19 protein-coding genes are annotated in these 22,720 nt (G+C 73.4%); 9 read left to right on the forward strand and 10 right to left on the reverse strand.

The features are described 5' to 3' along the window. Positions 1 to 2 precede the first annotated feature (2 nt). From hisB to hisD, 3 genes are read right to left on the reverse strand one after another with little or no spacing between them, the layout of a single operon-like run. A complete protein-coding gene (gene hisB, locus ACGF15_RS18560) occupies positions 3 to 596 on the reverse strand; it encodes an imidazoleglycerol-phosphate dehydratase HisB (protein ID WP_345614663.1) in 594 nt (197 codons plus the stop codon). Beyond that, positions 593 to 1,768 (reverse strand): histidinol-phosphate transaminase, encoded by a 1,176-nt coding sequence (locus tag ACGF15_RS18565; protein WP_362605918.1) that lies wholly within the window; start codon positions 1,766 to 1,768, stop codon positions 593 to 595. Before ACGF15_RS18565 ends, hisB begins: the two co-directional genes overlap by 4 nt. Beyond that, a complete protein-coding gene (gene hisD / locus ACGF15_RS18570; RefSeq protein ID WP_345614661.1) occupies positions 1,765 to 3,087 on the reverse strand; it encodes a histidinol dehydrogenase in 1,323 nt (440 codons plus the stop codon). Before hisD ends, ACGF15_RS18565 begins: the two co-directional genes overlap by 4 nt. 274 nt (positions 3,088 to 3,361) lie before the next feature. On the opposite strand from hisD, the gene ACGF15_RS18575 reads away from it, so the two are divergent. From ACGF15_RS18575 to ACGF15_RS18595, 5 genes are all read left to right on the forward strand, one after another. Beyond that, positions 3,362 to 4,966, forward strand: a complete 1,605-nt coding sequence (locus ACGF15_RS18575; protein WP_392800187.1) for an oxidoreductase — start codon at positions 3,362 to 3,364, stop codon at positions 4,964 to 4,966. Positions 4,967 to 5,086: 120 nt separating this feature from the next. Then, positions 5,087 to 6,112 (forward strand): hypothetical protein, encoded by a 1,026-nt coding sequence (locus ACGF15_RS18580; RefSeq protein WP_345614659.1) that lies wholly within the window; start codon positions 5,087 to 5,089, stop codon positions 6,110 to 6,112. Between the two features lie 5 nt (positions 6,113 to 6,117). Beyond that, on the forward strand, positions 6,118 to 6,858 hold the full coding sequence (locus ACGF15_RS18585; RefSeq protein ID WP_345614658.1) for an LON peptidase substrate-binding domain-containing protein: 741 nt from the start codon (positions 6,118 to 6,120) through the stop codon (positions 6,856 to 6,858). A 31-nt stretch (positions 6,859 to 6,889) separates the two neighbouring features. Then, positions 6,890 to 7,387, forward strand: coding sequence for a Cys-tRNA(Pro) deacylase (gene ybaK / locus ACGF15_RS18590; protein ID WP_362605928.1), 498 nt, complete (start codon positions 6,890 to 6,892; stop codon positions 7,385 to 7,387). A 476-nt stretch (positions 7,388 to 7,863) separates the two neighbouring features. Next, a complete protein-coding gene (locus ACGF15_RS18595) occupies positions 7,864 to 9,030 on the forward strand; it encodes an RCC1 domain-containing protein (RefSeq protein ID WP_392800192.1) in 1,167 nt (388 codons plus the stop codon). Positions 9,031 to 9,250: 220 nt separating this feature from the next. On the opposite strand, the gene ACGF15_RS18600 is transcribed toward ACGF15_RS18595, so the two are convergent. The 6 genes from ACGF15_RS18600 to ACGF15_RS18625 all read right to left on the reverse strand — a co-directional run bounded on the left by ACGF15_RS18600 (position 9,251) and on the right by ACGF15_RS18625 (position 15,301). After that, positions 9,251 to 9,808 carry a TetR family transcriptional regulator gene (locus ACGF15_RS18600; protein ID WP_345614655.1) on the reverse strand — a complete coding sequence of 186 codons (558 nt, stop codon included), beginning with the start codon at positions 9,806 to 9,808 and terminating at the stop codon, positions 9,251 to 9,253. A gap of 59 nt (positions 9,809 to 9,867) precedes the next feature. Then, positions 9,868 to 11,133, reverse strand: coding sequence for an MFS transporter (locus ACGF15_RS18605; RefSeq protein ID WP_345614654.1), 1,266 nt, complete (start codon positions 11,131 to 11,133; stop codon positions 9,868 to 9,870). A gap of 305 nt (positions 11,134 to 11,438) precedes the next feature. After that, positions 11,439 to 12,131, reverse strand: coding sequence for an ABC transporter permease (locus tag ACGF15_RS18610; protein ID WP_345614653.1), 693 nt, complete (start codon positions 12,129 to 12,131; stop codon positions 11,439 to 11,441). A gap of 34 nt (positions 12,132 to 12,165) precedes the next feature. Continuing rightward, complete coding sequence (locus ACGF15_RS18615) at positions 12,166 to 13,014, reverse strand: ABC transporter permease (RefSeq protein WP_376428006.1); 849 nt, start codon at positions 13,012 to 13,014, stop codon at positions 12,166 to 12,168. Further along, entirely contained in the window at positions 13,011 to 13,985 is a 975-nt protein-coding gene (locus ACGF15_RS18620) for an ABC transporter ATP-binding protein (RefSeq protein WP_345614743.1), read from the reverse strand. The genes ACGF15_RS18615 and ACGF15_RS18620 overlap by 4 nt, the downstream gene beginning before the upstream one ends. Before the next feature lie 20 nt (positions 13,986 to 14,005). Continuing rightward, positions 14,006 to 15,301, reverse strand: coding sequence for an NYN domain-containing protein (locus tag ACGF15_RS18625; protein WP_392800197.1), 1,296 nt, complete (start codon positions 15,299 to 15,301; stop codon positions 14,006 to 14,008). 349 nt (positions 15,302 to 15,650) lie between these two features. Here ACGF15_RS18625 and ACGF15_RS18630 point away from each other — a divergent pair, with 349 nt between their 5' ends. Next, complete coding sequence (locus tag ACGF15_RS18630) at positions 15,651 to 15,824, forward strand: hypothetical protein (protein ID WP_345614650.1); 174 nt, start codon at positions 15,651 to 15,653, stop codon at positions 15,822 to 15,824. A 90-nt stretch (positions 15,825 to 15,914) separates the two neighbouring features. Here ACGF15_RS18630 and dnaE read toward each other — a convergent pair whose 3' ends face one another. Continuing rightward, positions 15,915 to 19,454, reverse strand: a complete 3,540-nt coding sequence (gene dnaE, locus ACGF15_RS18635) for a DNA polymerase III subunit alpha (RefSeq protein WP_345614649.1) — start codon at positions 19,452 to 19,454, stop codon at positions 15,915 to 15,917. A gap of 168 nt (positions 19,455 to 19,622) precedes the next feature. Between dnaE and ACGF15_RS18640 the strand changes: the two genes are divergently transcribed. The 3 genes from ACGF15_RS18640 to ACGF15_RS18650 all read left to right on the forward strand — a co-directional run bounded on the left by ACGF15_RS18640 (position 19,623) and on the right by ACGF15_RS18650 (position 22,666). After that, the gene (locus tag ACGF15_RS18640) at positions 19,623 to 20,993 is read left to right on the forward strand and encodes a DUF2252 domain-containing protein (RefSeq protein WP_392800201.1); all 1,371 of its coding nucleotides are present in this window, start codon (positions 19,623 to 19,625) and stop codon (positions 20,991 to 20,993) included. A 38-nt stretch (positions 20,994 to 21,031) separates the two neighbouring features. After that, positions 21,032 to 21,712, forward strand: a complete 681-nt coding sequence (locus ACGF15_RS18645) for a hypothetical protein (protein WP_345614647.1) — start codon at positions 21,032 to 21,034, stop codon at positions 21,710 to 21,712. A 177-nt stretch (positions 21,713 to 21,889) separates the two neighbouring features. Further along, positions 21,890 to 22,666 carry a thioredoxin domain-containing protein gene (locus ACGF15_RS18650; protein ID WP_345614646.1) on the forward strand — a complete coding sequence of 259 codons (777 nt, stop codon included), beginning with the start codon at positions 21,890 to 21,892 and terminating at the stop codon, positions 22,664 to 22,666. Positions 22,667 to 22,720: the final 54 nt, after the last annotated feature.

Consider the following 22,720-nt stretch of genomic DNA (forward strand, 5'->3'; position numbering starts at 1 on the left):
GGTTACAGCGCGCCCTTCGTGGAGGGCAGGATGCCGGCGGCGCGGGGGTCGCGCTCGCTGGCGTAGCGCAGGGCCCGGGCGAGGGCCTTGAACTGGCACTCGACGATGTGGTGCGCGTTGCGGCCGTAGGGGACGTGCACGTGCAGCGCGACCTGTGCCTGGGCGACGAAGGACTCCAGGATGTGGCGCGTCATCGTGGTGTCGTAGGTGCCGATCATCGGCGCCATGTTCTCCGGCTCGCTGTGCACCAGGTAGGGGCGGCCCGAGAGGTCCACGGTGACCCGGGCGAGCGACTCGTCCAGGGGGACCGTGCAGTTGCCGAAGCGGTAGATGCCGACCTTGTCGCCGAGGGCCTGCCGGAAGGCCGCGCCGAGGGCCAGGGCGGTGTCCTCGATGGTGTGGTGGGTGTCGATGTGCAGGTCGCCGTCGGTCTTGACGGTGAGGTCGAACAGACCGTGGCGGCCGAGCTGGTCGAGCATGTGGTCGAAGAAGCCGACGCCCGTCGCGACGTCGACCCTGCCGGTGCCGTCGAGGTCGATCTCGACGACGACCGAGGTCTCCTTGGTGGTCCGCTCCACGCGGCCGGTGCGGCTCATGCGCTCTGCTCCTTAGGGGGCGTGGGGCCGTTGCCCACGTAGGACGTCAACTCTCGGGCGGCGTCGAGGAACGCGTCGTTCTCCTCGGGGGTGCCCGCGGTCACCCGCAGGCGGCCGGGCACGCCGTTGTCCCGGACCAGCACGCCGCGCTCCAGGATCCGGCGCCAGGCCGCGTGGGCGTCGTCGAACCGGCCGAACTGCACGAAGTTGGCGTCGGACGCGGTGACCTCGAAGCCCATCGCGGTCAGCTCCCCGACCAGCCGGTCGCGCTCCGACTTCAGCCGGTCCACGTAGCCGAGCAGCGTGTCGGTGTGCTCCAGGGCGGCCAGGGCGGTGGCCTGGGTGACGGCCGAGAGGTGGTACGGCAGGCGGACGAGCTGGACCGCGTCGACGACGGCGGGGTGCGCGGCGAGGTAGCCGAGCCGCAGCCCGGCGGCGCCGAAGGCCTTGGACATGGTCCGGGAGACCACCAGGTTCGGGCGGCCCTCGATCAGCGGCAGCAGCGAGTCGCCGTGGCTGAACTCGACGTACGCCTCGTCGACGACGACCAGCGAGGGGCGGGCCGCCTGGGCCGCCTCGTACAGGGCGAGCACGGTGTCCGCGCCGACGGCCGTCCCGGTCGGGTTGTTGGGCGAGGTGACGAAGACCACGTGGGGGCGGTGCCGGGCGATCGCCTCCGCCGCGGCGGCCGGGTCGAGGGTGAAGTCCTCGTTGCGGGGACCGGAGATCCACTCGGTGCCGGTGCCGCGGGAGATCAGGCTGTGCATCGAGTACGAGGGCTCGAAGCCGATGGCGCTGCGGCCGGGCCCGGCGAAGGTCTGCAGCAGCTGCTGGAGGACCTCGTTGGAGCCGTTGGCCGCCCATACGTTCCCGGCGGCGACCGGGTGGCCCGTGGTGCGGGTCAGGTAGCGGGCGAGTTCGGTGCGCAGGGCGACCGCGTCCCGGTCCGGGTAGCGGTTCAGGTGCCGGGCCGCCTCGCGGACCCGCTCGGCGATCCGGTCGACCAGGGCGTCCGGCAGCGGGTAGGGGTTCTCGTTGGTGTTGAGCCGGACGGGGACGTCCAGCTGCGGGGCGCCGTAGGGGGACTTGCCCCGGAGCTCCTCGCGGACGGGCAGGTCGTCGATGCCGACGGGCCCGGGGGCCGTCGCGCGCGCGGTGGTGGCGCCGGTCATCGTCCGGGCACCTCCCAGCCGAAGCGGGCCTTGAGCGCGGCGCCGTGCGCGGGCAGGTCCTCCGCCTCGGCGAGGGTCACCACGTGGTGGGTGACCTCGGCGAGGGCGTCGCGGCTGTAGTCCACGACGTGGATGCCGCGCAGGAAGGACTGCACCGACAGGCCCGAGGAGTGGCAGGCGCAGCCTCCGGTGGGCAGAACGTGGTTGGAGCCGGCCGCGTAGTCCCCGAGGGAGACGGGCGAGAAGGGGCCGACGAAGACCGCGCCCGCGTTGCGCACCCGGTCGGCGAGCGCGGCGGCGTCGGCGGTCTGGATCTCCAGGTGCTCGGCCCCGTAGGCGTCGACGACCTTCAGTCCGTCCTCCACCGAGGAGACCAGCACGATCGCCGACTGGCGGCCGGTGAGGGCGGGCTTGATCCGGTCCTCGACGTGCCGGGTGGCCGCGACCTGGGGCTCCAGTTCCCGCTCGACGGCCGCGGCCAGCTCCTCGGAGTCGGTGACCAGCACCGCGGCGGCCAGCGGGTCGTGCTCGGCCTGGCTGATCAGGTCGGCGGCGACGTGCGCAGGGTCGGCGGTGGCGTCCGCGAGGATGGCGATCTCGGTCGGGCCGGCCTCGGCGTCGATGCCGATCCGTCCGGTGAAGTAGCGCTTGGCGGCGGCGACCCAGATGTTGCCGGGGCCGGTGACCATGTTGGCCGGGGCGCAGGACTCGGTGCCGTGGGCGAACATCGCCACGGCGGTGGCCCCGCCGACGGCGTAGACCTCGTCGACGCCCAGCAGCGCGCAGGCGGCGAGGATGGTCGGGTGGGGCAGTCCGCCGAACTCGCGCTGGGCGGGGGAGGCGAGCGCCAGCGAGGGCACCCCGGCCTCCTGCGCCGGGACCACGTTCATGACCACCGAGGAGGGGTAGACGGAGCGGCCGCCGGGTGCGTACAGGCCGACGCGGTCGACCGGAACCCACTTCTCGGTCACGGTGCCGCCGGGCACGACCTGGGTGGTGTGGTCCTTGCGGCGCTGGGCCCGGTGGACGATGCGGGCCCGGCGGACGGACTCCTCCAGCGCGGCCCTGACCTCGGGGTCGAGCTCCCGCAGCGCCCGCTCCAGGGCCTCGGCAGGCACCCGCACCTGCTCCAGGGCGACCCCGTCGAACCGCTGCGCGTAGTCGATCAGCGCCGCGTCGCCCCGATGATGCACGTCCTCGCAGATCGGGCGCACCTTCTCCAGGGCGGCCGCGACGTCGAAGTCGGCACGGGGCAGCAGGTCGCGCAGGGCGGTGCCCTCGGGGAGGGCGTCGCCGCGCAGGTCGATTCGAGAGATCACGCGGTCAATTCTCGCAGACGGCCCGAGGCGTCCGTCTCCCGTATCAGTGGCTGATACGCAACGTCGCCGCAGCGCCCGGTGGGCGGGGGCGCCGCGCGCCGTGTCCCGCGTGTCGCCTCCGCCCCTGGAGCACCGGACCCCACGGGGGTACCGGCTCCCCCAGCGGCGCGATCTGGCCATCCTGTTCCCCGGGCGACGACCATCACCACTAGCGTTCAGGCCGTCACGGAGCGGGAAGAACAGCTGTACGAGCCAACGAATCGGAGGGGCGGCATTGACCGAGCCGCTGGACGGCGGGCCTCCGGAGGGAGTGAGCCCGGCCGAAGCAGCCATGTGGAACGCCTATCGGAACGGCAGAACCTTCGACCTGAGCGACACCGACCCCCTTCAGAACAACCCCTTCTCCCCGTTCCCCTGGGGGCCTGAGCGCATTGTCCGGGCCTCCGTGGTCGCGCGTCTCCTGCTCAACGGGCCGGAGCCGAGACCGGGCCGGGTCGCGGCCCTGAAACTGCGCGGCCTGCAGATCACCGGCACCCTGAAGCTCGCGGGCGGCACGATCTCGCCCTACGTCGAGCTCCACGGGTGCCGCTTCGAGAGCGAGCTGCTGATGCCGGAGGCGCATCTGGCCACGATGCGCCTGATCAGCTGTGCCATCCCCCGGATCGAGGCGGCGCGGCTGCGCACCGAGGGGGACCTGCACCTGCCGCGCTGCCGCGTCGAGCACGGCATCCGCCTCACCGACGCGCAGATCGGCACGGACCTGCTGCTGAACCAGGTCCATGTGCGGCCGGACCGGCGCGGACGGGCGATCACCGCGGACGGCCTCGCGGTCGCCCAGGACCTCCAGGCCGAGCTCGTCGAGAGCTACGGGGAGGTGAGTCTGCGCGGGGCGAAGGTGGGCGTGTCCCTGAGCCTGCGGGGCAGCCGGCTGCGGGCGGCGGGCGACCGCCGCGCGCTCAACGCGCCGCAGCTGAGCGTGGAGCGGACCCTCTATCTGACCGGGGCCTGGGTGAGCGAGGCCACCGGCGACCAGGGCGCCACCCCGCCCTTCGGCATCCGCACCGGTGCCGCGGGAGCGGCCCGCGGTTCGCGGCTCCAGCCCTTCGAGTGCCACGGCGGAGTACGGCTGGACGACGGGCGCTTCGGCGACGCGGTGGACCTCAACGGGGCGCGCTTCGTCCTCGGGCCGCGCGAGGAGCTCTCGCTCCGGCGGATCACCGTGCCGGAGCTCCGGTTCAACGCGGAGCGCCCGGAGGAGGGCCGGGTCGTGCTCAACGGCGCCAAGGTGGTGACCCTGGTCGACCTGGCGGCGAGCTGGCCGGGGCCGGGCGGCCTGGCGATGGGCGGCTTCGTCTACGAGAACCTGGTCCCGCAGGAGGAGTTCCCGCTGTCCCGGCGGCTGGAGTGGGTGGCCTCGGCCACGCCGGAGTACTCGCCCGAGCCCTACGAGCGGCTGGCCACGGTGCTGCGCAACAGCGGCGAGGACGCCGACGCCCGGGAGGTGCTGCTGGCCAAGCAGCGCCGGCGGCGCGAGACGCTGCCGCTGGCCGGCAAGCTGTGGGGCCACCTCCAGGACTGGACGGTGGCCTACGGCTACCGCCCCGGGCGCGCGGCGCTGTGGATGGCGGTGCTGTGGGCGGCCGGCGCACTGGCCTTCGCCCAGGTCGAACCGGAGCCGATCAAGCAGGACGAGCACCCCGTGTGGAACCCCTCGCTGTACGCGCTGGACCTGCTGATCCCGGTGGTCAATCTCGGCCAGGAGGGCTACTGGCGGCTGGACGGCACCTGGCAGTGGGGCGCGGCCTCCCTGGTGTTACTGGGGTGGATCCTGGCGACCACCGTGGCCGCCGGTGCGTCCCGGCTCCTGCGGCGCGGGTGAGACCGGAGCGACGCACGGGGCGTGTTCTTTGCCGTCTCTTGACCTGATCCCGGACAACCTTCCGGCCGCTACGGAATCCTTACATATGCCCTCTGGCGCGGTGCTCACCTGCGTCTTTCAATGGTCCGCACCATGTCTTTGCTTCGCTCCGCGGTGCGCACCGCCCGCATGATCCGGCACACGCCCCGGCTGTCCGACGGACTGGTGCCCGACGCGTCGGTCCTGCTCGACGCCCCCGACGACCGGCTCGGTCCGGCGCTGGTGGCGGCGGCCCGGGGGGCGTACGAGGGGGCGGCCTCGCTGCTGGCCGCCACCCGGGTCTCGGCCGAGTGGGAGAACCGGGACCGCTATGTGAGGCGGCTGTCCGCCTTCGCCCGCAGCCGGGACGGCTGGCTGGCGGACTGGCTCGCCTCCGCGCCCCGCGACCCGGACGCGCTGCTGCTCAAGGCGCAGCTCGCCGTGGACCGCGCCTGGGTGTCCCCAGCGCACGCGGAGCGGCTGCGCGAGGTGGGCCCGCTGATCGACGCGGCGGCCCGGGCCGAGTCCGCCGACCCGGTGCCCTGGCGCCTCGCGCTGGACCACGCCCGGGGCACCCACGCACCGCACGGCGCGTTCGAGGCCCTCTGGGGGGAGGCGGTCCGCCGCTCCCCGCACCACTACGGCTGCCATGTCTCGGCGCTCACCTACCTGTCCGCCCAGTGGTACGGCTCACACCGCGAGTGCTTCGACTTCGCGGAGCGGGCGGCCTCCGACAGCCTGCCGGGCTCCCTGGTGCGCGCCCTGCCCGCCCGGGCCGCCTTCACCCAGCTGCTCACGGGCGAGCCCGCCACCTCGGTGCAGCGCGAGCGGATCGAGGCGGCCGCCGACCTCGCCATCGAGGTCTCCGCGGACTACGCGCCCGGCGACCCCTGGCCCGCCGAGGTCCGCAACCTGCTCGCCCACGTCCTGGTCACCCGGGGGCGGTGGCGGGACGCCCTGGAGCAGTTCCGGCGCATCGGGCCGTACGCCACGTCCTTCCCCTGGTCCTCCGTGACCGACGATCCGCTGGGGCAGTTCCTCAGGGCCCGCGACGGGGTGCGGATCGAGGTCGCCTGCGGAATCCCGCTGCGCGGGGTCCGCGCCGGATCCGGCGGCCATTACGCTTGACCGCTGTGACCACCGTTCGCCTGCCGCTCTTCCCGTTGAACTCGGTGCTGTTCCCGGGCCTCGTACTGCCCCTGAACGTCTTCGAGGAGCGATATCGCGCCATGATGCGCGAGCTGCTGAAGACGGACGAGTCGGAACCCCGGCGCTTCGCCGTGGTCGCCATCCGCGACGGGCGGGAGGTCGCGCCGACCTCCCCCGGGCTGCCCGACCCGACCGCGGTGGTCGAGCGCGGTCCCGCCGCCGGGTTCGGCACCGACCCCCTCCAGGCCTTCCACCGCGTGGGCTGCATCGCCGACGCGGCGACCGTCCGCGAGCGCCCGGACGGCACCTTCGAGGTGCTGGCCACCGGGACCACCCGGGTGAGGCTGCTCTCCGTCGACGCCGACGGCCCCTACCTCACCGCCGAGCTGGAGGAGATCCCGGAGGCCGCGGGCGACGGCGCGGAGGCGCTGGCGGAGGGGGTGCTGCGGGCCTTCCGCGCCTACCAGCAGCGGCTGGCCGGAGCACGTGAGCGGTCCCTGTCGACCGGGGCCGAGCTCCCCGACGAGCCCTCGGTGGTCTCCTACCTGGTCGCGGCGGCGGCGGTGCTCGACACCCCGGCCAAGCAGCGGCTGCTCCAGGCGCCGGACACGGCGACGCGGCTGCGGGAGGAGCTCGCGCTGCTGCGCTCCGAGACGGCGGTGCTCCGCCATCTGCCGTCGCTGCCCGCCGTCGAGCTGACCCGGCAGCCGACGAGCCCCAACTGACGCGGGACGCAGAACGCGAGGAGCACGGCACGTGGCGAAGAAGACGAAGAGGCAGTCCGGGGGGACGCCCGCGACGGTGGCCCTCACCGCGGCCGGGGCGGCCTTCACCCTGCACTCCTACGAGCACGACCCGGCCTCGCCCTCCTACGGCGAGGAGGCCGCCGTGGCCCTGGGCGTCTCCCCCGAGAGGGTCTTCAAGACCCTGGTCGCGGACGTGGACGGGGCGCTGACCGTCGCCGTGGTCCCGGTGGCCGGGCAGCTCGACCTGAAGGCCCTCGCCGCCGCGGTCGGCGGCAAGCGGGCGGCCATGGCCGACCCCGCGGCCGCGGAGCGCAGCACGGGGTACGTACGGGGCGGGATCTCGCCGCTGGGCCAGCGCAGGCGGTTGCCGACGGTACTGGACGCCTCGGCCGGGGCGCACGAGACGATCTGCGTCTCCGCCGGACGGCGCGGGCTGGAGGTGGAGCTCGCCCCGGACTGCCTGCGGTCGCTCACCTCGGCCGTGCTGGCGCCCATCGCCCGGTCCTAGTGCCGCATCGGGCAGGGTCCGCCCGTCAAGGCGGGGACTGCACAACGTTCGGTGCAACTCCTGATCAAGGACGATGCATCGACGAGCAGTGAGAACGCGACCGAGGCCGGCACCGTCGAGGCGTCCAAGCCGAAGCCCGCCTCGTACACCTTGGGCCGATGGTGTGCTGCGGTGCGGTGAGCGCGTCGGCCTTCACCGCCCACCAGGGCCCCTGGCTCTCCACGGCGACGCATACCGCCCGCTGGACGCGGAACGTGCCCTCGGGTGCGGTCCCGGCATTGGGCTCCCCGACGCGTGCGCCGGTCCGGACGTCCCACGTCGGTCCGGTGCAGTGCCCTCGACCATCTGCCGCCGGGGCTGGCCTTCGGCGTGCTCTTCTCCGCGGCGATGCGACCAAGCACTACCAAAACCGGCACAGAAGGTCAGGATGCGATAAATGTGACTGTATGTGTTCATACCTCAACTTGTCTGCACTCTTGCGGCCGAGTAGCCGCAGGCGCGGCACCGCGGCACTGGTCGGCACGGCAGGAATCCTTGCCGCGCTGCTGTCCTGCGCCGCAACTGCCCAGACCACGGAGAAGCCTCACAACGCACAAGGGGCAATCGCCCAAGCCTGGGGCTACAACGACTCCGGGCAGCTGGGCGACGGAACCACGAAGAACGCCACTGTCCCGGTGGAGGTGTCCGAGCTGTCCGGGGTGAAGGCCGTCGCCGCCGGAACCGGCCACAGCCTGGCGCTGCTGGAGAACGGCCAGGTCAAGGCCTGGGGCGCCAACTCCTTCGGGCAGCTGGGCGACGGGACCACGAAGAATTCCACTGTCCCGGTGGAGGTGTCCGGGCTGTCCGGGGTGAAGGCCGTCGCCGTCGGCGCCTACCACAGTCTGGCACTGCTGGAGAACGGCCAGGTCAGGACATGGGGCTACAACGACTCCGGGCAGCTGGGCGACGGAACCACGAAGAACGCCACTGTCCCGGTGGAGGTGGCGAGTCTGCCCGGGGTGAAGGCCGTCGCCGCCGGAACCGGCCACAGCCTGGCGCTGCTGGAGAACGGCCAGGTCAAAGCCTGGGGCAATAACTTCTACGGGCAACTGGGCGACGGAACCGTGAACGAGTCCAATGTCCCGGTGGAGGTGGCGAGTCTGTCCGGGGTGAAGACCGTCGCCGCCGGCACCTACCACAGTCTGGCGCTGCTGGAGAACGGCCAGGTGAAGACATGGGGATCCAACGGCTCCGGGCAGCTGGGCGACGGAACCGTGAACGAGTCCAATGTCCCGGTGGAGGTGGCGAGTCTGTCCGGGGTGAAGGCCATCGCGGCCGGTGGTTTCCACAGTCTGGCGCTGCTGGAGAACGGCCAGGTCAAGGCCTGGGGCGCCAGCGGCTTCGGGGAGCTGGGCGACGGAACCACGGAGAATTCCAATGTCCCGGTGGATGTGTCCGGGCTGTCCGGGGTGAAGGCCGTCGCCGCCGGCACCTACCACAGTCTGGCGCTGCTGGAGAACGGCCAGGTCAAGGCCTGGGGCTACAACTTCTACGGGCAGCTGGGCGACGACACCACGAAGAACTCCGATGTCCCGGTGGAGGTGTCCGGGCTGTCCGGGGTGAAGGCCGTCGCCGCCGGCGCCTTCCACAATCTGGCGGTATGACCACCACCATGTGAGGCGGGGGCTGAGGCTCTGCTCCGGGCGGCCGCCGACCGCGGTGACACCTGTTGGATCCAGACCGAACGGCCACGACTTCCCGAACAGCGCCGTGGCGGGGGACGAGGCCACAGTCCAGGAGCTGAAGCCTCGTCACGGCAAACACCGTTGCAGTACCCGACCCGCGAGGGCCCGGGGCGGGACGGGCCCGGGCCCGTCGCCGGCCTCAGAGCAGGACGGTCCGCAGTACCTCGGTGAACTCCTCGGCGGTGGGCTGCCAGTCGGTGAGCAGGGCCTGCATCAGCAGGCCGTCGACCACACCGGGCAGGATCCGCAGCCGCACCGGGTCGTCGGTGTAGCAGCGGCCGAACTCCGCCACCGCGGAGATCCAGTCGCGGGCCGGCCCGCGCAGCTCCGGACGCCTGGCCGCGAGCAGGTACAGCTCGTACTCGGCCAGCAGGTGCTCGGGGCCGGCGACGACGGAGCACATCAGCTCGGCCAGCGCCCGCAGCCCGGCCTCGGAGCCGCCCGCCTCCTCCGCCAGCGCGCGCATCCGCGCGGCGTCCTCGCGCAGGCAGCGGGTGAGGGCGGCGGTGAGCAGGTCGTCGATGCTCGTGAAGTAGTAGGCCGCCGCGGTGGGGGGCTGGCCGGCCTCCCGGGCGACGGCGCGGTGGCTGACCCCGGCCACCCCCTCGCGTGCGACCACGCGGACGGTGGCCTCGATCAGCTCCTGTCTGCGGCGCTCGCCCTTGATGCGGCGCCCGTCGGTGGTCGGCTCGCTCACCTGGGTCCCCCGCGTTCCGGCGTACGTCTCCCCGGACGATACCCCGCGCGCCTTCGGGGTCACGCTCGCGCGTCCCCGGTGCACGCCGCGGCCCCGGGCTCCGTGACCGGTGCCGGGGCGCCCCCGGCGGGCCGGGCGGCGAGACGTCGGCCGAGGGGCCGCACGGAGCAGGAGGCGAGGACCGCCACCGCGGCGCCCGCGGCGATCGCCACGGCGAAGCCGCCCGCGGGACCGTGGCGGTCCACCATCGCCCCCGACACGGCAGCGCCCAGGCCCACCCCGACGCCCAGCCCCGTGATCGCCCAGGTCATCCCCTCCGTCAGCTGCGCCGGGGGCACGGTCCGCTCCACCAGTCGCATGACGACGATCATCATGGGCGCGAAGAACAGTCCGGCGAGGAAGACGGAGGCGGAGAGCGTGGCGATCCCGCCGGACAGCACCAGGGGCAGGGTGGTCAGGGCCGTCCCCAGGGCGCCCGCGAGCAGCAGCCGGGGCAGCGGGAGGGCGACCCTCGCCATGCCGAGGGCCAGTCCGGAGAGCGCGGACCCGACCGCGTAGCAGGACAGGACGATGCCCGCGGCGGCGGGCGCCCCCCGCTCCTCGGCGAAGGCCACGCTCACCACGTCCACCGTGCCGACGATGACACCGCCGGCCGCCAGGATCGCGGCGAGGAGGCGGACGGAGCCGACGCGGATCGCCGATCCGGTGCGCCCCCCGCCCGGTCCGGCGCGGTGGACGGGCGGCTCGGTCCGCTTCTGGGGCACGAGGAGCAGCACCCCGAGGAGGAGCAGGCCCGCGGCCACCAGCGGTCCGCACTCCGGGAAGAGCGCGGTGGACAGGGCGACCGACAGGGCGGGGCCCACGACGAAGGTCAGGTCGTCGACCACCGACTCCAGGGAGAAGGCCGTGTGCAGGGCCGAGGGGTCGCGGTGGACATGCGTCCACCGCGCGCGGACCATCGCCGCCATGTTCGGCAGCGTGCCCGCGAGGACGGCGCAGGCGAACAGCGTCCAGACGGGGGCCTGGTAGCGGGCGCAGAGCAGCAGGGCCCCCATCCCCAGCACGCTCACCCCCGTCGCGGGCAGCAGCACCCGTCCCTGGCCCAGGCGGTCCACCAGCCGCGACACCAGGGGACCGAAGAACGCGGTGGAGAGCGTGAAGGCGGCGGAGACGGCCCCCGCGAGCGCGTAGGCGCCCCGCAGCTGCGACAGCATCGTGACGAGGCCGATCCCGGTCATGGAGATCGGCATCCTGCCCAGGAACGCCGCGGCGGAGAAGGCCGCGGAGCCGGGTGCGCGGAAGAGCTCGCGGTAGGGATTGGCCACGGGCCACCTCGTTCCGTCGGAGACCGTCGGCCGGGCCGGGGCCGCGGTCGGGCACAGGAAATTGAGCGACCGCACAAGATTGAACGGTCGTTACATTTTTTTACTGTACGGCACCGCCGGGCCCGGGCGGACCGGAACCTCGCAAGGACGCCGCCCCCGCACCCCCGCCGCCCCGGGAACGGCCCGCGACCTCCACGGCACGGGGGCCCGGGCGCCGCCGGAGCGGCGCCCGAGCCCCCGGACGCGGCAGGGGCGGCCCGGACGGGCCGCCCCTGCTCTGCCGCGCACTCCCGCGAAGGAAGGCGTCACGCCCCCCGCGGGGGCCACTCCTGCTGCTCGGGCCGGACGGGCTCGGGATCGTCCGGCCCGAAGAGCGCCGTCAGCCCGAGGTGGGCCACCATCGCGGCCAGCGGCCACGCCAGCAGCGCCCCCTTCGCCCTCAGCTGGAGGTAGGCGTCGAAGGTGACGCCCTCCCCCACCTGCCGGGCGCGCTCCGCGACATCCGTGCCCGGGCCCAGCCAGACGCCGACACCCCAGCCCAGCAGCGAGGCGAGCAGGCCCCCCAGGGCGAGGGCGAGGACCAGGGCGATGCCGCCCCGGCGGCGGAAGAGGAAGACGGCGGCGGCGCTCACCACGCCCAGCCCGGCCGCCAGCAGGGCGAACATCCCGTCCGCGCCGACGGCCTCCTCGCTCTCGGTGTTCCTCAGGAAGACCGCTTCGCCGTCCGAGACCAGCGGGACCCGCGGCGCCAGCCACAGCCACAGCAGCCCGAGGACCACACCGAGCACCGTCACCCCCGCCAGGACGACCGCCGCGTCGCGGAGGTCCCTGCGCAGCTCCCGGGCCTTGGCCTCGGCCTCGGCGGCGTCCTCCTGCGCGCCCCACGGCGCGCCGTGCGGGACCGTGCCGCCCGCCGGGGCGCGCCAGGGATCGCCGTCCCCGGACGAGGACGAGGACGAGGAGGAGGGCCGGTGGGGTGGCGTCAGCGGTGCGGTCACCCCGCCATCGTGCCAGGCCCGCCAGGGCCCCGCCTCACCGGACCGCGGCCCGCCGGTAGGCCAGGGTGGCGACGGCCAGGGACACCACTCCCACCACCGCGCAGACCGCGAGGTCCACGCCCACGGCGCCCCAGTCGGGGCGGGCCTCGAAGGTGCGGGCGAGCGCCTCCACGCCGTAGGTGGAGGGCAGCAGGTCCCGGGCGTAGGCGATGGGCCCGGGCATCCGCTCCGCGGGCAGCACCCCGAGCAGCAGCGCCGCGGACATGCCGAGCTGGCCGAGCAGGGTGGCCAGCTCCTGGCGGGGCGCGAGGAGGCCGAGCGCCGCTCCGAGGCCGGCCAGCGCCGCCCCGGACAGCGGGATCACCGCCGCCAGCACCCACAGGTGCACCATCGGCAGCCCGAAGAGGACCGATCCGGCCACGGCGGTGACCACCGTCCCGGGGACGGTGAAGGAGGCGTAGGCCCCGGCCGCGCCGAGCACCACCGCCGCGGGCGGCACGGGGAGCGTGGCGTAGTGGTCGAGACCGCCGGCGGCACGCAGCTGGCCGAAGTACTGGGCGAGCAGGTTCAGCGCGACGAAGGCGACGACCAGCACGCTCGCCCCGGCGACGACCGCCCGCGCCTCCGAACCGCCGTCCACCACCCCGCGCATCAGGACCATGATCCCGACGGACTGGAAGGTGGCGACGAACAGCAGCGGGATCCGCGCCACCCGGGCGCGGGACAGCTGGGCCCGGTAGACCGCGACGAGCGCGGGGAGCAGCCGGGCGGCGGGCGCGAGCGGGGCGGGGGCGCGCCCCGCCGGGGCGGCTGCCGCGTCCGGGCTCGGCGCGGTACCGAGCGGCCCCGGGGGGCCCGCGGACTCAGCGGACACGATGCTCACGCCTTGACCAGCCCTTTCGTGGTGTCTCCGCCGAGTGCGAGATAGACGTCCTCCAGGCTCGGCGTGGCCAGGGTGAAGTCGTCGAGTGCGGCGAAGGCCGCCCCGCCGGTGACGGCGGCCACGGCGGCCCGGGCCTGGTCGGGGGCGAGCCTGAGGACCCAGCGCCGTCCGGATTCCTGGGCCAGGGACCGCAGCGCGGCCACCTCGGGGACCTCCACCGGGGCCCCCGCCCGCCAGACCAGTTCCACCCGGACCTCCCCCGCGACGCGCTCCTTCAGCCCCATCGGCGTGTCGCAGGCGATGACCCGCCCGCGGTCGAGGACGGCGACCCGGTCGAGCACGGTCTCCGCCTCGATGACGTTGTGGGTGACCAGCAGCACGGTCGCCCCGTTCTCCGCGCGGCGCCGGTCCACCGCGGCCCACACGGCCCGCCGGGCGACGGGGTCCATGCCGGTGGTCGGCTCGTCCAGGACCAGCACGGGCCGGGGGCCGACCAGGGCGGCGGCGAAGCAGGCGAGCCGGCGCTGCCCCCCGGAGAGGCGGCGCAGGGCCCGGTCGGCGAGCGGGGCCAGACCGAGCTCGTCGAGGACGCCGCCGGCCTCCCGTCGGGCGGTGGGCGCCGAGAGGCCGCGCAGGCGCCCGGTGGTCTCGGCGGCCAGGGAGACGGTCATCTCGTCCAGTGCGGTGGACTCCTGCCCCAGATAGCCCAGGAGGCGGGACGCGCGCTCGGGGTGGCGCACGAGGTCGTGGCCGAGCAGCTCGACCGATCCGGAGTCGGGGCGCATCAGCCCGGTGAGCTGGCGCACCAGGGTGGACTTCCCTGCGCCGTTGGGCCCGAGCAGGCCGAAGATCTCGCCCTCCCCCACGTCCAGGCTGACCCCGTCGGTGGCCCGCACCTCGGGTGTGCCCGGCGCACCCCGGCGCCCGCGGGCGGCCGGGTACGTCTTGACCAGGTCCCGCACCACGCACACCGTACTCACGAGGTACGAGACTACGGGGTCCGGCCGCCCCGGACGCCCTCGGGCCCCGGGTGGTCACTCCTCGGGGCGTGCTCGGCCGCGGTGCGCACGTCGATCTCGCGCCAGAACCCGGCCCGGATCGCATAGCGGTCGTGCTCGTCGATCTGGTCGTCCTTGTGGGCCAGCAGCCCGAAGCGGGCGGCGTAGCGCAGCAGCTCGCCGTCGATGCGGTGCGGGATGCGCGGGTAGAGGCCGGCGAGGCGCTGGACGTGCCCGGACTCCGGCAGCCGCTCCATCCAGCGGCGCGCGAAGACCTGGCCCACCTCGAAGGGGTCGCCGCCGACGGTGGTGATGTCCTCCTCGCGGTCGGCCCAGCGCTGCTCGGCGCTGGTGAGCTGGGCGAGGGTCGGCAGCGAGGCGGTCTCGGGCGGTTCCCCGGGCGCGCCGCCGGGACGCTCCACCCAGCCCCGGTCGGAGGACCAGCGCAGGGTGGCGCCGGCGGGCTGCGGTGCGGCCGGCGGATGGCCGTGGGGGTGCAGCGAGGCGAGGTCCTTCGGCGTGGGCACGCCCTTGGGCGGCGCCGGTGCGCCGGGGGCCTCGGGGGCGGTGTCCTCGGCGGCGGGGGCGGTGTCCCGGTCCGGCGCCTGGGCGGCCCGCTCGGCGGCCGCGCGCTCGGCGGAGGCGGCGAGCGCGGACTCGGGCAGCGGGGCGGAGAGGATGGCCGCGATCTCCGGGCGCGGCACGGGCGGCGGGGCGCAGACCGCGGTGAGTTCCTTGGCCCGGATGGCGCGGGTGATCCAGACGCGGTCCAGCACCCGGCGCTCGTCCGCCTCGGCGACGAGGTCCTCGGACTGGTTGTAGTCGCCGTCGGCGGCCTGCACGGCCCAGAGGTGGACGGCGACCCCGTGCTCCTTGGCGGACATCAGACCGGGGAGGAGGTCGCCGTCCCCGGTCACGAGGACCACGTCGGAGCAGGCGCGGTTCCTGGCCAGCTCGGTGAGCTCGGCGTGCATGGCCGCGTCGACGCCCTTCTGGGCCCAGCGGCCGTCGCTGCGGGTCAGGGCACCCAGCCGGACGGTGACCCGGGGCATGACGCGCAGCCGCCGGTGCTCGGGCTGGGGCACCCGGTCGGGTGCCCCGTCGAACCAGTAGATGCGCAGCAGGGGCTGCTCGGTGTCGGTCTGGGCGAGGTCGCGCAGCCCCCGGACGAGCGCTGCGTGGTCGACGGTGATCCGCGAGCGCGCGGGTTCCCCCGCGAGCAGGCTCGCGGCGGCCCCCAGGAGATACCCGGCGTCCACCAGGACGACGCATCGGTCCACGCGCTCCACCCTCTTTCGGGGACTCGTTCGGGGCACCGGGTCCGCCCCGGCCGCCGGGGCGGACCGGGCCGGGGCCCGCCGCCTTCCCCTGCCGTCTCCCGGCTCCGGCGGCCGGGGGTCGACCGGGATCCGGAGCGGGAATTGTCCCGGGTTTCCTTCGAGTCTGCCTGACCGCGCACGGGTTGGCGGCCGGAACTCGATCATCGGCGTGGCGGATCGGGCGCCGGGGCCGTCACCTCGCGCCGCTACTGTCCGCAATGATCCAAAATGCGGGGGTACTTGGCTTGTGTGAGTCTGGTCGCGGCCCCGGGCGCACCGCTTTCCCGAGGCCCGCAGACCTTCACAGGAGGCAACGACCATGGCCAAGAACAAGAACCGAGATCGCGCCCACCAGAAGCAGTCGCAGGCGGAGCGCGGCCGCCAGGACGCGCAGAAGTCGTCGATGGAGGCCCAGGCCGAGCAGCGCATGACGCAGGTGACGCCCGCCGACGTGGCGAGCAAGGGCCGCCAGAAGCGCTTCGGCCACAACTGAGCGCAGCGACCGGTTCGGTCACGCAGCAGGGGCGCGCCCGTCGGGCGCGCCCCTGCTGCGCGGGGAGGGGCGGCGGAGCGCCGCGTCGGCTCAGCCCGCCAGGCAGGAGGGGCCGAGCAGCACCTTCAGGTCGCCGAAGAGGGCGGGATCGGGCTGGACCCGGTGGCGGTCGAGCCGCAGGACCGTGGTCGTGCGGGGGCCCTGGAGCTTGATCCGCACCTCGGTGTTGCCCCTGTGGTGGCTGAGGATCTCGCCGAGGCGGGCGACCATGGGCGGGGTGACCCGGACGGTCGGGATGGTGACGACCACCGGCGCGTTGGTGCCGGCGGAGCTCAGGTCGGGGACCTGGAGTTCCATGGCCACCAGCCGGGGCACGTCCTCCCGCTTGTCGAGCCGCCCCTTGACGAAGACCACGGTGTCCTCGACCAGCTGCGTCGACACCAGCTGGTAGGTCGCGGGGAAGAACATGCACTCGATCGAGCCCGCCAGGTCCTCGACGGTGGCGATGGCCCAGGCATTGCCCTGCTTGGTCATCTTGCGCTGGAGACCGGAGATGATCCCGCCGATGGTGACGACCGCGCCGTCGGAGTGCTCGCCGCCCGTCAGCTGGGCGATCGCCGCGTCCGTCTTGTCGGAGAGCACGTGCTCGATGCCGAACAGCGGGTGGTCGGAGACGTAGAGGCCGAGCATCTCCCGCTCCTGGGCGAGCAGATAGGACTTGTCCCACTCCACGTCCGAGAACTCGACGTCCAGCCCGAAGCCGGGTTCGCTGCTCTCCTCCTCGCCCATCCCGCCGAAGAGGTCGAACTGCCCCTCGGCCTCCTTGCGCTTCACCGCCACCACGTTGTCGATCATCGGCTCGTGGTGGGCGACCAGGCCCTTGCGGGTGTGGCCCATCTCGTCGAAGGCGCCGGCCTTGATCAGCGACTCGACGGTGCGCTTGTTGCAGACCACGGCCTCGACCTTGTCGAGGAAGTCGGGGAAGGTGCTGTACTTCCCCTTCGCCTTGCGCGTGCGGATGATCGACTCCACCACGTTGGTGCCGACGTTGCGGACCGCGGTGAGGCCGAAGAGGATCACGTCGTCGCCCTGGGCGGCGAAGTTGGGCTGCGACTCGTTGACGTTGGGCGGCAGCACCTTGATGCCCATGCGCCGGCACTCGTTCAGGTAGACGGCGGACTTGTCCTTGTCGTCCTTGACCGAGGTGAGCAGGGCCGCCATGTACTCGGCGGGGTGGTTGGCCTTGAGGTAGGCCGTCCAGTACGACACCAGGCCGTAGGCGGCGGAGTGGGCCTTGTTGAAGGCGTAGCCCGCGAAGGGCACCAGCACGTCCCACAGCGCCTGGATCGCCTCGTCGCTGAACTCGTTCCTGCGGGCGCCGGCCTGGAAGATGGTGAAGTTCTTCGCCAGCTCCTCGGGCTTCTTCTTGCCCATCACCCGGCGGAGGATGTCGGCCTCGCCGAGCGAGTACCCGGCGATGATCTGGGCGGCCTTCTGCACCTGCTCCTGGTAGACGATCAGGCCGTGGGTGACGTCCAGGACCTCCCTGAGCGGCTCCTCCAGCTCGGGGTGGATCGGGGTGATCTCCTGCTGGCCGTTCTTGCGCAGGGCGTAGTTGGTGTGGGAGTTCATGCCCATCGGGCCCGGCCGGTACAGGGCCGAGACGGCGGAGATGTCCTCGAAGTTGTCGGGCTTCATCAGCCGCAGCAGGGAGCGCATCGGCCCGCCGTCGAACTGGAAGACACCCAGGGTGTCGCCGCGCTGGAGGAGCTCGAAGGTCGTCGGGTCGTCGAGCGGGAGGCTCAGCAGGTCGATGTCGACCCCCTTGTTGGCCTTCACCATCTTGACGGCGTCGTCCATGATCGTGAGGTTGCGCAGGCCCAGGAAGTCCATCTTGAGCAGGCCGAGCGACTCGCAGCTCGGGTAGTCCCACTGCGTGATGGTGACGCCGTCGGTGTGGCGCACCCAGACGGGGACGTGGTCGGTGATGGTCTCGCTGGACATGATCACGCCGGCCGCGTGCACGCCCATCTGCCGGACCAGGCCCTCCACACCCCGCGCGGTGTCGATCACCTTCTTCACGTCCGGCTCGTTCTCGTACATCCCGCGGACCTCGCCCGCCTCCGAGTACCGGGGGTGGGAGGGGTCGATGATGCCGGAGAGCGGGATGCCCTTGCCGAGCACGTCGGCGGGCATGGCCTTGGTGATCCGGTCGCCCATCGCGTACGGGTAGCCCAGCACGCGGGCGGAGTCCTTGATCGCGTTCTTGGCCTTGATGGTGCCGTAGGTGCCGATCATGGCGACCTTGTCGGCGCCGTACTTCTCGGTCACGTACCGGATCACCTCGACGCGCCTGCGCTCGTCGAAGTCGATGTCGACGTCGGGCATCGAGATGCGCTCGGGGTTGAGGAACCGCTCGAAGATCAGCCCGTGCGGAATGGGGTCGAGGTCGGTGATGCCCAGCGCGTACGCGACGATCGAGCCGGCCGCGGAGCCCCGGCCGGGGCCGACGGCGATGCCCTGGTTCTTGGCCCACATGATGAAGTCGGCGACCACGAGGAAGTACCCGGGGAAGCCCATCGAGATGATCGTGTCCATCTCGTACTCGACCTGCTTGAGGCGGTCCTCCGGGATGCCGCCGGGGAAGCGCCGCTCCATGCCCCGCAGGGTCTCCTCGCGGAACCAGGAGACCTCGGTGTAGCCCTCGGGGATGTCGAACCGGGGCATCAGGTCGCGCTTCTCGAACATCCCCGTGGTGTCGACCTGCTCCGCGACCAGGAGGGTGTTGCGGCAGCCCTCCTGCCAGGCGTCGGAGGAGTCGATGGCGTACATCTCGTCCGTCGACTTCAGGTAGTAGCCGGTGCCGTCGAAGCGGAAGCGGTCCGGGTCGGAGAGGTTCTTGCCGGTCTGGATGCACAGCAGCGCGTCGTGCGCCTGCGCCTCGTGGGAGTAGGTGTAGTGCGAGTCGTTGGTGACCAGCGGCGGGATGCCGAGCTTCCGGCCGATCTCCAGCAGGCCGTCGCGGACCCGGCGCTCGATCTCGATGCCGTGGTCCATCAGCTCCAGGAAGTAGCGGTCCTTGCCGAAGATGTCCTGGTAGTCGGAGGCGGCCTTCAGCGCCTCGTCGAACTGGCCGAGGCGCAGCCGGGTCTGGAGCTCGCCGGAGGGGCAGCCGGTGGAGGCGATCAGCCCCTCGGACCACCGGGCGATGGTCTCCTTGTCCATCCGCGGCCACTTCTGCAGCCAGCCCTCGGCGTAGGCGTCGGAGGAGAGCCGGAAGAGGTTGTGCAGGCCGGTGGCGTTCGCCGCCCAGATGGTCTTGTGGGTGTAGCCGCCGGAGCCGGAGACGTCGTCCCGCTTCTGGTGCGGCTGCCCCCACTGGATCTTCCGCTTGTTCCGCCGGGACTCGGGGGCGACATAGGCCTCGATCCCGATGATCGGGGTGATCCCGGCCTTCTGCGCGGAGTGGAAGAAGTCGTACGCGCCGTGCAGGTTGCCGTGGTCGGACATGGCGATGTGGGTCATGCCCATCTCGTTGCACGCGTCGAACATGTCCTTGAGCCGCGCGGCACCGTCCAGCAGGGAGTACTGGGTGTGGACGTGCAGGTGCGTGAAGGGCGGCTTGGTCACGGCGGAAGGCCTCCGGGGAACGTCGGTCGCCAGGCTGGGCGCGGTCTGGGGGGACAGCTCGGAAGTCTACGTGCCGGCGCCGACGGCGGGCGGGCACTCCGGGAGGGCGCCGCGCGTTGGTACCGGGCGACAGGCCACGCCCCGCGATCCCCCTGGAGGCACCGCGCGATGCCGCTCCCGCAGCACGACGCCGAGCAGCGCGGCGAGGAGATCCTCGCCGTCTTCGACTCCGCCTTCGGCGAGCTCCTGGCCGCCGATCCGGCGGCCTTCCGGGTCAAGTTCCGCAGAATGGCCGCCTCGGCCTTCGCCTTCTACCGGGGCAGCGCCTGCCTGTTCTACGGCGACCTGCGCGAGGAGCGGGAGGGCGGGCCGTTCCTGGACGAGCGCACCGGCCGGGTGTGGATCCACGGCGACCTGCACGCGGAGAACTTCGGCACCTACATGGACGCCACGGGCCGCCTGGTCTTCAACGCCAACGACTTCGACGAGGCCTACGTCGGCCCGTTCACCTGGGATCTGCGGCGCCTCACGGCCTCCCTGGCGCTGATCGGCCACACCAAGGCGCTCAGCGACCCCCAGATCAGCGAACTGGTGCGGATCTGCGCCGCCGCCTACCGGGAGCGGATCGGTGCGCTGGCCGCCGGCGCGGGGCGCGAGGAGCTGCCGCCGTTCATGCTGGACACCGCCGAGGGCCCCCTGCTGGAGGCCCTGCGCGCGGCCCGCTCGCTGACCCGCTTCTCGCTCCTGGACTCGCTGACGGAGGTCCACGACGTGGAGCGCCGCTTCGGCTCCGGCGGCGGGGCCGTCGAACTCGACGCGGCCGCCCGCTACAAGGTGCTGGACGCCTTCGACGGCTATCTGGAGACGCTGCCCGAGGCCAGCCTGGCCCGGCCCGACTCCTACCGGGTCAAGGACGTGGTGGGCCGGCGCGGCGTCGGGATCGGCTCGGCGGGCCTGCCCTCGTACAACATCCTCCTGGAGGGCAGCAGCGACGCCCTGGAGAACGACGTGGTGATCTACATGAAGCAGGGCCAGACCCCGGCCGTCTCCCGCCATGTCACGGATCCCGCGGTGCGCGCCTACTTCCGCCACGAGGGCCACCGCACCGTGATCTCCCAGCGCGCGCTCCAGGCGCACGCCGACCCCTGGCTCGGCTGGACGGAGCTGGACGGGGCGGGCCAGCTGGTCGCCGAGGTCTCGCCGTACGCGGTGGACCTGGACTGGTCCGGCCTGGACGACCCCGCCGAGATGGCCGCCGTCGTGGCCGACCTGGGGCGCGCCACGGCCACCATGCACGCGGCGGCGGACGACGAGAGCGGCCACTCGCTGGTGCCGTACTCCACCGAGCGCGCCATCGACGCGGCGATCGCCGCGGACGAGGAGGGCTTCGCGGAGCTGCTCGTGGACTTCGCGCACGACTACGCCGCCCGCGCCCGGGCCGATCACATGATCTTCGTCGACCTCTTCCGCAACGGGCGGATACCCGGACTGGCGGCCGCCCCGCCCACCGTGTTTCCGGCCGCCCGCCCCGGGGCCTGACACCGCCCCGACAGGAAGGCGTGGCACACTCACCCACGATGGACATATCCGGGACGCAGACGCGGGTGCTGCGGGCGGCGGTCTTCACGGCACTGGTCGTGACGCTGTCCGCGGCCTCCCATGTGCTGCTCTCGCAGGCCCCGCTGCCCGTGGCCACGGTCGCGCTGCTGTCGGCGGCCGTGTTCGGCGTCGCCTACGCCCTCTCCGGCCGGGAGCGGGGCTACTGGCGGATCGCCGGGCTGCTGATCCCCCTGGAGCTGGCCGCGGACACGGTCTTCACCACCGGGCAGCACGCCTGCTACGGGGCGGCCGGCGGGCCGGTCACCGGCTCGCTGCGCTCGGTGGGCCTGGACGTGCTGTGCAGCGGCGTCGGCAGCGGGCTCGCCCCGCTCGGGGCGGGCGGCGGCCCGGCGCCCGCCGCGCTGCACGGCTCCCCCGACCCGGCCGTGCCGTGGCTGCTGCTCGCGGCGCACATCGCCGTCGGCGCGGTGGCGGCGGCCTGGCTGCGGCGCGGTGAGGCCGCGCTGGCGCAACTGCTGCGCACCGCCTGCGCCCTGGCCTTCCGGCCGCTGCTGCTGGCGGTGGCCGCGGTCCGCCCGCCCTGCCCCCGGCGGCTTCCCCGGCCCCCGGCCCGGGCACCGCGGGCCGCCCGCACCCGGCTGCTGGTGCACACCGTGGGCCGGCGCGGTCCACCGGGCGCCGTGCCGCACTGCGCCTGACGCCCGGACCCTCCGCGCCCGAGACCCTCGTGCGCGGCTCCCCCGCGCCCCGCGTGCGGCCACCCGCCCCGTTCGACCCCCGCGCCCCGCCTCCGCCCGCCCCCGTCCCGGGGCGGCCCGCGGCCCTGCCGGGCGCGCACCCAGCCGTTCCCCATCCCCACACGGAGTGACACCACCATGAGCAAGCGCAACAGCCAGGCCAGCAAGACCGCGGCCCGCGAGCGTCTGCGCGAGGAGCGCGAGCGCCAGGCCAAGAAGGACAGGATGCGGCGGCAGCTGGTCGTCGCCGGAACCGGCGCCCTGGTGCTGGCCCTGGCCGGCGGCATCGGCTACGCCGTCGTGCAGGCCAACAAGCCCTCCGAATGGGAGGCGGCCAAGGACCAGACGCTGGTGAAGCCCGCCAACTCGGGCGGCGACGGCCTCACCGTCAGCCTGGGCAAGGGCGGCGGCAAGACGATCGACATCTACGAGGACCTGCGCTGCCCCGCGTGCGCGGCCTTCGAGCAGACCAACGGCGAGATGCTGAAGAAGGGCGCCGAGGAGGGGAAGCTCACCCTCCGCGTCCACCTGGGCTCGATCATCGACGACAACATCGGCGGCAGCGGCTCCAAGAACGCCGTCAGCGCGCTCGGCGCCGCCCTGAACGTCAGCCCGGAGGCCTTCGCCGAGTACCACGGCCTGCTGTACTCGGCGGAGCACCACCCCGAGGAGATCGACGACAAGTTCGCCGACGACTCCTACCTCCTCGACGTCGCGAAGAACGTCGACGCGCTGAAGGACAGCGAGGAGTTCAGCCAGGCCGTCGAGAAGGGCACCTACGACAAGTGGGCCCTGACGGTGATCGACGAGTTCAACGAGGCCGGGATCAAGGGCACTCCCACGGTCCGCATCGACGGCAAGGACGTCGAGCAGACCGCGCTCCCCGCGGAGCTGGAGAAGCTCGGCGTGAAGTAGGGGCCGTCCCGCAGGGCCGCGGCGGCGCCCGAAGGGCCGGCGGCCACCCCGGGC

The organism is Streptomyces sp. NPDC048001, from assembly GCF_043203115.1.
GTDB classification, from domain to species: Bacteria; Actinomycetota; Actinomycetes; order Streptomycetales; family Streptomycetaceae; genus Streptomyces; species Streptomyces sanyensis.